General features: G+C 40.9%; 10 protein-coding genes. 1 reads left to right on the forward strand and 9 read right to left on the reverse strand.

Translation table 11 applies throughout. The annotated features are described in order from the left end of the window. Window positions 1–30: 30 nt before the first annotated feature. The 5 genes from AAHF05_RS23935 to AAHF05_RS23955 form a co-directional block, all read right to left on the reverse strand. Window positions 31–312: a hypothetical protein gene (locus AAHF05_RS23935; protein ID WP_000535423.1), complete on the reverse strand. Its 282-nt coding sequence runs from the start codon at window positions 310–312 to the stop codon at window positions 31–33. Next, the gene (locus AAHF05_RS23940) at window positions 299–742 is read right to left on the reverse strand and encodes a hypothetical protein (protein WP_001805248.1); all 444 of its coding nucleotides are present in this window, start codon (window positions 740–742) and stop codon (window positions 299–301) included. The genes AAHF05_RS23935 and AAHF05_RS23940 overlap by 14 nt, the downstream gene beginning before the upstream one ends. Window positions 743–802: 60 nt before the next feature. Continuing rightward, on the reverse strand, window positions 803–979 hold the full coding sequence (locus AAHF05_RS23945; protein WP_000070862.1) for a hypothetical protein: 177 nt from the start codon (window positions 977–979) through the stop codon (window positions 803–805). After that, window positions 976–2,667 (reverse strand): DUF4942 domain-containing protein, encoded by a 1,692-nt coding sequence (locus AAHF05_RS23950; RefSeq protein ID WP_000096325.1) that lies wholly within the window; start codon window positions 2,665–2,667, stop codon window positions 976–978. The genes AAHF05_RS23945 and AAHF05_RS23950 overlap by 4 nt, the downstream gene beginning before the upstream one ends. A gap of 247 nt (window positions 2,668–2,914) precedes the next feature. Further along, window positions 2,915–4,078, reverse strand: a complete 1,164-nt coding sequence (locus AAHF05_RS23955; RefSeq protein WP_000114860.1) for a hypothetical protein — start codon at window positions 4,076–4,078, stop codon at window positions 2,915–2,917. A gap of 369 nt (window positions 4,079–4,447) precedes the next feature. On the opposite strand from AAHF05_RS23955, the gene AAHF05_RS23960 reads away from it, so the two are divergent. After that, entirely contained in the window at window positions 4,448–5,260 is an 813-nt protein-coding gene (locus AAHF05_RS23960; RefSeq protein WP_001121574.1) for a Dam family site-specific DNA-(adenine-N6)-methyltransferase, read from the forward strand. A gap of 8 nt (window positions 5,261–5,268) precedes the next feature. Here the strand turns inward: AAHF05_RS23960 and AAHF05_RS23965 are convergent, their stop codons facing one another. From AAHF05_RS23965 to AAHF05_RS23980, 4 genes are all read right to left on the reverse strand, one after another. Next, window positions 5,269–6,123, reverse strand: a complete 855-nt coding sequence (locus AAHF05_RS23965; RefSeq protein ID WP_000970401.1) for a hypothetical protein — start codon at window positions 6,121–6,123, stop codon at window positions 5,269–5,271. A gap of 234 nt (window positions 6,124–6,357) precedes the next feature. Then, window positions 6,358–7,074, reverse strand: coding sequence for a zinc finger-like domain-containing protein (locus AAHF05_RS23970; protein ID WP_000838219.1), 717 nt, complete (start codon window positions 7,072–7,074; stop codon window positions 6,358–6,360). Further along, entirely contained in the window at window positions 7,071–7,271 is a 201-nt protein-coding gene (locus AAHF05_RS23975; RefSeq protein ID WP_000594930.1) for a hypothetical protein, read from the reverse strand. Before AAHF05_RS23975 ends, AAHF05_RS23970 begins: the two co-directional genes overlap by 4 nt. Window positions 7,272–7,290: 19 nt before the next feature. Continuing rightward, window positions 7,291–8,343, reverse strand: a complete 1,053-nt coding sequence (locus tag AAHF05_RS23980) for a hypothetical protein (RefSeq protein WP_001065778.1) — start codon at window positions 8,341–8,343, stop codon at window positions 7,291–7,293. Window positions 8,344–8,819: the final 476 nt, after the last annotated feature.

Here is an 8,819-nt window from a genome sequence, read left to right on the forward strand (position 1 = left end):
TATAAACCTGAGCCACCAATCTAATTAACTCTATATTTTTGTTTTAGCTTTTTTAAAGGTAGACTTACCGAATAAAACAGCAATTATAGAGCAAAGGCCTGGCGTTAGGACAAAAGCTAATAATGCACTGCCAAAACTTGTCATTTCAGGCACCACGAACCAGCTGATAGGCCACGTCAGGGCAGGTAAATTTAGCGGATCATAAAGCGCATGTAGAGCGCTTAACACACAGTAAAGTGCTAAAAAGCAAACTAGATAAACAACGATCCACATTTTAATTTGCTCAGCAATTTCAAATTTAGGACTGCCCATGCTTTACCTCAGTGGCTGAATATTGATGGTTAATATCTTTAATCACCCGTAAGCACTTAGTGCATACCTTAGTTCGATTTGTCTGCTTGTCCAGAGTGTATTTAACTTCAAGTTGACCTCCAGCATTAAGCAAAGTGAGCATCTCATCTTCTAACACGCTTCGGTAAATGGTCTTGTCCGAGAGTGTGCCCGGTAACGAGTACTCAACATAATTGTTTGAAACTCTTACCGATTTAGGGATTTTACCACTGAGCTGGATTTCATTCGTTGAAGGCATTACAGTTACTTTAATCACAGTTGCCGGTGACCAGAAATCCTGATAACGCACTTTATGAATTTTATCAGCTCTAAGGCCTAACCACACATTTCCGGCGATAAGAACAATAAGCAATCCATAAACTGATCGTCGAATGTTACGCCTTTTAATCACAATGTCCCCCATCCCTCAAATATCATTCTAAATAACTGCACCAGGATATCATGAGCGTAATTAAAAGAATTCTTCATAACCGGGGTTTTCAGTTGAGTTTGCGGACTCTTTACTTTGCGGTTTCTCGCCCTCTATTTGAGTATCCCTGACAGGTTTGGATTTACCCATGCTCCTCTGAAAGGTATCCATAACAAACTCAATATCTTCTTCTGGCAGGCTGGTGGGTTGGTTGCTCATAGGACTTCCTCTTGTTGAATACGTTCGGCGTACAGGATGCGAACCGAAACGGTCGTGTTTTCAAACTCGTTCTCAAAAACGTCCATCCATTCCGTCCGGAATTCTTCCCCCAGAAGGTTATCGAGCCCCTGAAGAGATAATGGAAGAACGGCTGCTAGAGATCCCCCGGCTGCGAGATGAGATGCAGCTGCCTGGAGATGCAGCCTGGCCCGGTTATCGGCAAAAGGTGGGTTCATCACGACATAATCAAACTTCTTCTGTTGATTAGACTTAGACCATGTGAGGAAGTCAGCTTCTGTCGTATCGTATCCCTTAGCCCGGGAGATAAGGCAATTCAAAGTATCAAGCTCGATGCCAGTAACGATCACACCGGCAGGGAATGATTTAAGCAAATCCGCATGGCCAATATTAGGCTCCAGGAGGGTATCCCCTTCCCCTGCACCGAGCAGGGAATATACATATTCGCTGATTCGGCAAGATGAAGGGTAAAACTGATGCGATACAATATCAGGCATCTCCCCTATCTGGCCGATGTAACGAATAACCTCACACGGATCATAGGAAAATGTCACATCGTATTTTGTTACTGTTGCCCCTAAGAACCGAAGGGTGTCAGCGGCAACACTCGAAGATTTGCGTTCGGCGAGAGACCCTAAAGATGTCCAGCAACTCCATTTATTGTCCCCGTCATTTTTAAACATTAGTTCAGAAAGCTGCATCCGGGTATCAAAGTCGATGCACTGCTTAAGTACAGGGAATGCCTCCAAAGATTTCTTGCTATGAGCCATGCGGTCGGCAGGTAATGCCAGCGGTACGATAGCTGATAAAATATTGTTAAGCCGCTCGGCGATATCAGGGTGGACGTCAATATGCATTGATCCATTTTTGTAAACCCTGAAACGAATACTGTTGCCATCGATGCAGATCCATTTTCTGAACCCCTCATGTTCGACCAACGCCTCAACCAATGATTTGGTGTTATGGATCGCCTTCACCTGTTCGCCACGGAAGAATGCGCATATAACGCGGAGCTCGCTCAGTGGTGAAATGCCAGACTCTTTAAAATCCACCCTTAATTTCTGCCAGGGGTATTTAGACGGCTCGCAAACTCCGGTAGTGATCATGCGGGTGGAGAACCCAAAAGCTTTGTTTGTCTTATGACTGCGGCTCAGAGACTGGAAGACGTCGTAAACCCTTTCTTTAATAAATTGATTGCGGTCATTAAGCAAAGCAACGACTGTGCCTACTACAGCGTCAGCTGTGAAATCAGGGATCACCTGAGGCGGCATAATATAGCGGTCGGCCGTAAACTGCTTATCCCATTCGTTACGTTTGGCATCCGACATGATAGGCAAAACATCAGTGAGTGCCATAACGCGTTTCCAGTATTCAGATCTCAGAGCGTTTTCCGCGAACAAGGCATCCGCTTCAGAGATACTGTGGTTGTAGCCTGAGAGATAAGAATAAAGTTTCTGGTGATTGTGGGTTTTGAACTGGACAGCCATGTGTTTCAACAAGCAGAGTTCATCATTATAGGACTCAACAAGATCCGCGATAATGCCGAGCTCTTTGCGCATATCTGGAAGAAATGTTTCAGAAGAGCTAACCACCAGGCTATGAGAGGTTGTTAAAGCCAGTACGCTGTGACCTGCATTATCGGGTTTAGCTTCAGAATCAAGAGATGACATTTTACCGGTCCTTTAGAAAAAACTTTTACCAGGATAGCAACGTCGCTCTGTAACCTAATAGGTTCAGTGACACGAAAAAGTTTTTTATGTCTCTGAATAAAACTTAAAGATGTCAACTCATAGAAAGAAGCAAAAAAAAAGCCCCGCATAAACGGGGCAAGAACGATACATGGAGGTTTAAAAAAGGCGGGCAAAAAGCCTGAATCCTTAATGACTCTGACAAAACCAACACTTTGCCAAAAGTAAATTATTCTGCGTCCGGCTGTGGGTCAGTATCCTGATCGGTCTCTTCCCCTGCCTTCTTAGCATTTTTTTTACGTGGGTATTTTGGCTTCTCACCATTAAGTTTTGCCTGACGATTCTCCGCACGGCGAAGCTGCTTGTTCTCTGATTCTGTGATCTCTTTTGAAAGATTTCTCAGCATCTCCAGAGTACTGCGGTTCAACGTAATGTTGATTTCTTCGTCAGCACTTGAATCTGTCATCTCCGGCAATTCAATATCCCCCAGTTTCTGTAATAAGCTGGTGGTGATGAGTTTGACGCCTTCTACGGCTTTTGTGGCAATAACCGGCGGAATCCGTGCTGGCTTGAAGTCTGAAGGTCTGACTCGTACCTGACCATGTTGGGTTTTTTTCACCGTGATGCCATTCGCATCGGCCTGCTCAAGTTCCGCGATCATCTTCTTGATACGTGAAATTGCTTCTGTTTCACCGAGCTCATCGATCAGTGAAAGCACGTTAACATACGAAATAGCGTCAGCATGAATCCATTTCTTGATAACAACAGAACAGGTTGTCAGGCGGATAAGAGAACTGATGGTCGTCGGGCTTTTATTTTCACGTTGAGCAATTCGTTCGAGTGACCAGCCAGCAAGAGAATGTAGGCGACGATAGGACTCGCCAAGCGCAACAGGAGAAAGCGCAAGACCACGGTTACCATCAATGGTCGCGAGCTCACAGCCAATTTCATCTTCTTTAATCTCAACGCAAAGGATTGTGATGTCATGATCTTCATCACATGCCATCATTGCGGCTTTTAAACGGCAGTGCCCCTGGCGAACAAAAGGTACCCCATCAATGACACGTACTCGGATAGGGTCTACATAGTCACCTCGAATGTAGGCATTCTTGATGTTGTAGATGTGTTCTTCAACCTCAGGGAGCTTATAGTAATCGTCACCCATTCCCATTTCGCGGGAGTTGAAGCCTGGCGTGACCTGAATTACTGAAGGGTGGATAGCCCATGCTTTCTGGTCACTTACTTCAGTACAAAGTTCAGGGTTTGCATCACGGAACTGTTTAAGCCCAGTGACGTAACGACCTGTGCCAGTAACTACTGAAAAGGCAACATGGGCCGTTTTAAAGACCTTGTCATTAGCTTGCTGTGTAGGTTCTGTCAGTAAAACACTCATAGGGGCTCCGTTACATTTTTCTGCTTACTTTCTGCGTAGCGGGGATACTACCGAAAAAAAAATCCATAATTTTTCGCAAAAAAGGTACTTTTTGAGCCTATTCTGATTTTTCACAAAAAAAGAGGGCTCCCCATTTCTTGTGATGGCATCAAAATCGCTTCATAAACAAAGACATAAATCCAAAACATAAAGTTCAGGTATCAGTGAGGAAAAATCTTATAAATCCGCAATGCTGAAAGTCAAAACTGTGCGTCTTAAACAACTTTTTTTTGCTCCCTAAGTTATTAGTTAAAGCCCGTGGTTAGGTACGATACCAGCACCTAAATTTCTCTCTCAGGTATAGACACTTTGACTCGACATCTCAGACACATGCCGATAATCAAATGGGCTGGTGGAAAAACGAAACTGATGCCTTTCATCAGCCATCACTACCCACACGATCATAGTTGCCGGTGGGTAGAACCCTTTATAGGCGGTGGTGCCGTTTTTCTGAACATGTTTGCACAAAATGCATTGCTTGCAGATAGCAATCCAGACTTGATCAACCTATACAGGACTATTCAAAGACAGAAAACTAACTTTATAAATCAGGTCCAAAACCTAGCGGATAAAACCTTTGTCGAAAAGGACTACTATGAGATGAGGGACCGTTTCAACAAAACCTGTATTTCTGGTCAACCGCTTCAAAGAGCGGCTTTGTTTTACTCCCTGAATCGCCTGGGCTATAACGGTATGTGCCGCTATAACTCAGAAAGAATCTATTCAGTGCCCTGGGGGAAACATACAGAACTGAAGCTTGACTTCAATAAAATAGACTACCTTTCATTTCGTCTTTCAGGTATTGAACTGATCACCGCTGGTTTTGAGGAGACTCTGGCCGCAACCGGCGAAGGAGATCAGATTTATTGTGATCCGCCATATGACAAAACAAGCAAAACTAGTTTTGTCAGTTACGATGGTAAACCGTTCAGCCAAAGCGACCACGTGCTGTTAGCAAATATGCTCGTTGACGCTCACAGAAAAGGCGCTGCTGTTGCGATATCAAATAGCCTGACACCATTCACTTTGGGCCTCTATGAAGAGCGTGGATTCGTCATACACAGACTCAGCGCTTACCGATCCGTAGGAAGTAAGCCAAATACACGGAAAACGGAAACAGAAATACTGGCCGTGCTGAAATAGAGTTAATTCTAATCAACGGGGCTAATCCATTCCTGAAAAGTTAATACCTCAGGGTGAGTTCGTTGAACATAAGGTATAAACTGAAGCTCTTCTATTCTCCGGTCGCCCCTCTTTCCTTCGCAAATAAATGAAATGAGTCCTTGCTGAGAAAGCCCAGTAAGGACGCTCATAAGTCTTATATTTAGAGTTTTAAGCTGTAAGTCGTTATTAATGTCCTCCACTTTATGAGAGCTCTGGCCTGAACGTTTAAGATACTCGTAAACCATGAAATTCGAATTTCGTCGTTTTAACAATTTTTCGGTTATGCATTCCTGAATGAAACCGCCAAGAGCATCTAAAAGCGGACTGAGAACTACCGGGAAAGTTAATGTGTAACTTTGAGAAGTTTTAGACAAAGTAAATGAATTTAGAAAGCTAAAGTTAAGTCTCTTTTTTGAATATGGAGCGTAAGCGACAAGAGTAGTTGACATAACAGTAAGTAAAGCTTCAAGATGTTCCACTGTTATTAATGTGGTTTTATCTGTATTTCTTAGATTATGGAAATCAATAAACGCTACTCTTGAACGGCTAAGCCAATCTTGTACTTTAATGTCGATAGAAAATTGCGATATATGATTTGAACATTCATTTTGGTTGATAGGGCATGCAGACGAAAGATGGTTATGGATTATCATGCATAGCACAAAAAAAGGAAATCGGCAGGCTGTGGGGCATTGAAAACCGGTTAAAGAAAGCTTAGACGTTTCATATGCGCTTACCGGAAAAGTAACTTTTCTTAACGTTGGCTTTGACGATGTTCTTGCATTTTTACAAATGAAACCGAGACCCAGATCATTGTGCATTTTAAAGTCCATCTCCATCATCACCTTTTAGCCTTAACTGTATGGTATTGGTATACAAAAAATTAAAAATTATAATTAATAAGATTATCATTTTTTTACTATTGAAAAGGTTGTGATAGAGGGGAATTTAAATGTAAAAGATTTATACTCGCAGATCTTTATGAGGGATAAAACCCATTGCGTAAGCAACAATATTACGTGAGTGAGTCCTAACGACAGTTTAAGTCTTGGCTCTATATTTAAGCAGTAAAACATTTAACTGTCTTGGAGTTTACTTAACTTAAAAACTGTTATTGCAGCATAATTTTTCGAATCAAAATCATAGAATTTTCTGACTTTTCCAGTCAAATGATAACGTTCACCCAATAAAATGTGATCCTGTTTATCGGCCGTTAAAGCGATCCCGTCATTTCTAACTTTACCAGTAAATGTAAAAAAATAACTCCCTTTACTTTTTGCGTACGCGGCCCTGACTTCAGTAAATGTTAGTTCAATGCTTATGACCTGGCCGATATTGTAGCTATGTTTTAAAATTTCTTGTTCATTTTCCGGAGTTTCAGACAACATCACATCAAAGGTTGTAAAGAAACAATCCAGCTGGCGTTCTGTCAAAAAACGGTTATTGTCTAGTTGCGCCAATATACTATTAGAAAACTTAGTGTTAGCCTTTTTTGCTTTCTCAATAAGTACGTGGTTTCTGGATTTCCATGCTTCGAGTGTTGGGTTAACACGCAGTTCCGGAATGTTATCGAGAAAGGTAATTGGCTCTAGTACCACTAATTTTTCAATAATGGGTCCAACTGTTTGCACCCCATGACACTTTTCACATACATCAGCCCCTTTGTGGCCTGTGCCCGCACATTCGTTACATTCTCTTTCGATAGGTGCATAATAATTTCCATCTCCGTTAAGGGATACATTCACTGAGGCTGGTACCATATGACCATCAAGAGTAAAGAAAAGAGATTTCATTTTCGAAACACCTCCAAACGTGCCTCTACGATTGCTACAGCTTCTTTCACAGTTTTTTCATAGTGGTCATGCCCTTCAGGAAATTGGTCAAAACGTTTACCGTGTTCTAACTCTTCCATGTTGCGTTTAAGGACTTCATGAGTTAGAAGCAAATCATTATAATTATCGATAAGAGTCAGCTTTATAGGTTTAATCACTCAACTAATCCTCGGTTTTTTATTCCTTAAGGAGATCTCGAATTTCCAGAAGCTCTTCTAATTTTGGTTTAGAAAGAATGATTGCTGTATTTTCGTCGTTAAGTAAAGACAATAAAATATTTAGCTTTTCATCATTCAAGATTATTTGAACACCATCATCAGAAAATATTACATTTTTACTATCAACATTTTTGAACAAGTGTGCACTATCTCTACCAAATTTTAGTTCTGTTTGAGTATTCGTTATAGATTCCGTATGTGTACTTTCCACAAGCTCAAGAAATTCAGATTTTAGCCGTTCTGTTTTCTTATGCGAGAGGCGCTTAATACCCAAAGTCTTACGTGTGACTGCCGAATTTTTCTTTTCTGGTCCGCCTTTATTTAAGGTGTCTGGTCCTGCTCCAGCTGCATTGTGTTCAGGTATGCCTACAATTTTGCTCGTTGTAGTCTCAATATTCTTAACGCCAGGTAAGAAACCTTCTATATGTTTTAAAACCATTTTGTGATCGTTGGAATATTTTAACATTATTTCAATGGCGAGCGTTTTTTTGATTAGATTTAGGCTAATCAAACGTTGAAGCTCTAATGGCATATCAAGGATTTTTAGCATATTACGAATTGCGGTAGTTGATCGTTGATATCGCATTGCTAGTTCTTCAACCGAATACCCGAGACTAACAGCATGAGCTAATGCATGAGCTTGCCCAACCGGATTTAGCCCATTGCTTCTGTTACCATCGAGGTTCTCAAGGTATTCTTCAATTTCGTTTTTATAATCGATTAAGATAACAGATAATTTTGGAATATTAGCACCTTCAGAAATTGCTAATTTTAAGCCATGAAAACGAGTATGACCTTGACGAACTAAATATTTACCTTTTCTTTTTACGACCTTGATCATATCAACCTGCCTTCCTTCCTTAAAGGCTTGTTTGATTGACACAATCATCGATTTGACAGGTTCTTGTTCGTAACACAAATCTCCGATTACCGCCTCTCGGGGATTAAATCCCTTTTCAATTTCAACTAGATTAGTATCCACTTCAATGACTGTATGTTTGCTGTTGTTCATATCTTCCTCCTGTTTACTACATGATACATGAACCTCAAATTTGCCAAATAGGGCTGATACATCTAAAAGGTAAACTCAAAAAATTTGCTTAATAAAATTAAAATAAAAACTGTCTTGAATAAAACAATGATAGTAAACCCACTTTCATTTCCGTTTGCGATCTGTAGATATTGATAAAGGAGCGCTATTCCTTGTTTTATATGGACTTATCATTGTTTTCAACAGGTTAGATCAATTCTTTAGATCACTAAAGATCAATAGAGTTCAAGTAAAGATCACGGCATCTTTAACTCATTGATTATAGTAACTTTATGAAAGGATCCGGCATTCGGATGCATGCGAAAAGCATTTGAATGAATAAGGAAGGCATTTACTGGAATGCTTATGGCATTTAGGTAAATGCGTAAAAAGCATTTGCAAGAATATGTTATAAACAGTTTGCCAAATGAAAATCTTATCACCGACGAGTTAAGTTA

Origin of the sequence: Enterobacter adelaidei (genome assembly GCF_041937165.1) — a bacterium.
Classification (GTDB): domain Bacteria; phylum Pseudomonadota; class Gammaproteobacteria; order Enterobacterales; family Enterobacteriaceae; genus Enterobacter; species Enterobacter adelaidei.

Coding starts and splice junctions, on each gene's coding strand:
- AAHF05_RS23950 (WP_000096325.1), bottom strand. CDS start 2,667: ATGTCATCTCTTGATTCTGAAGCTAAACCCGATAATGCAGGTCACAGC.
- AAHF05_RS23935 (WP_000535423.1), bottom strand. CDS start 312: ATGGGCAGTCCTAAATTTGAAATTGCTGAGCAAATTAAAATGTGGATC.
- AAHF05_RS23965 (WP_000970401.1), bottom strand. CDS start 6,123: ATGATGGAGATGGACTTTAAAATGCACAATGATCTGGGTCTCGGTTTC.
- AAHF05_RS23955 (WP_000114860.1), bottom strand. CDS start 4,078: ATGAGTGTTTTACTGACAGAACCTACACAGCAAGCTAATGACAAGGTC.
- AAHF05_RS23980 (WP_001065778.1), bottom strand. CDS start 8,343: ATGAACAACAGCAAACATACAGTCATTGAAGTGGATACTAATCTAGTT.
- AAHF05_RS23970 (WP_000838219.1), bottom strand. CDS start 7,074: ATGAAATCTCTTTTCTTTACTCTTGATGGTCATATGGTACCAGCCTCA.
- AAHF05_RS23945 (WP_000070862.1), bottom strand. CDS start 979: ATGAGCAACCAACCCACCAGCCTGCCAGAAGAAGATATTGAGTTTGTT.
- AAHF05_RS23960 (WP_001121574.1), top strand. CDS start 4,448: ATGCCGATAATCAAATGGGCTGGTGGAAAAACGAAACTGATGCCTTTC.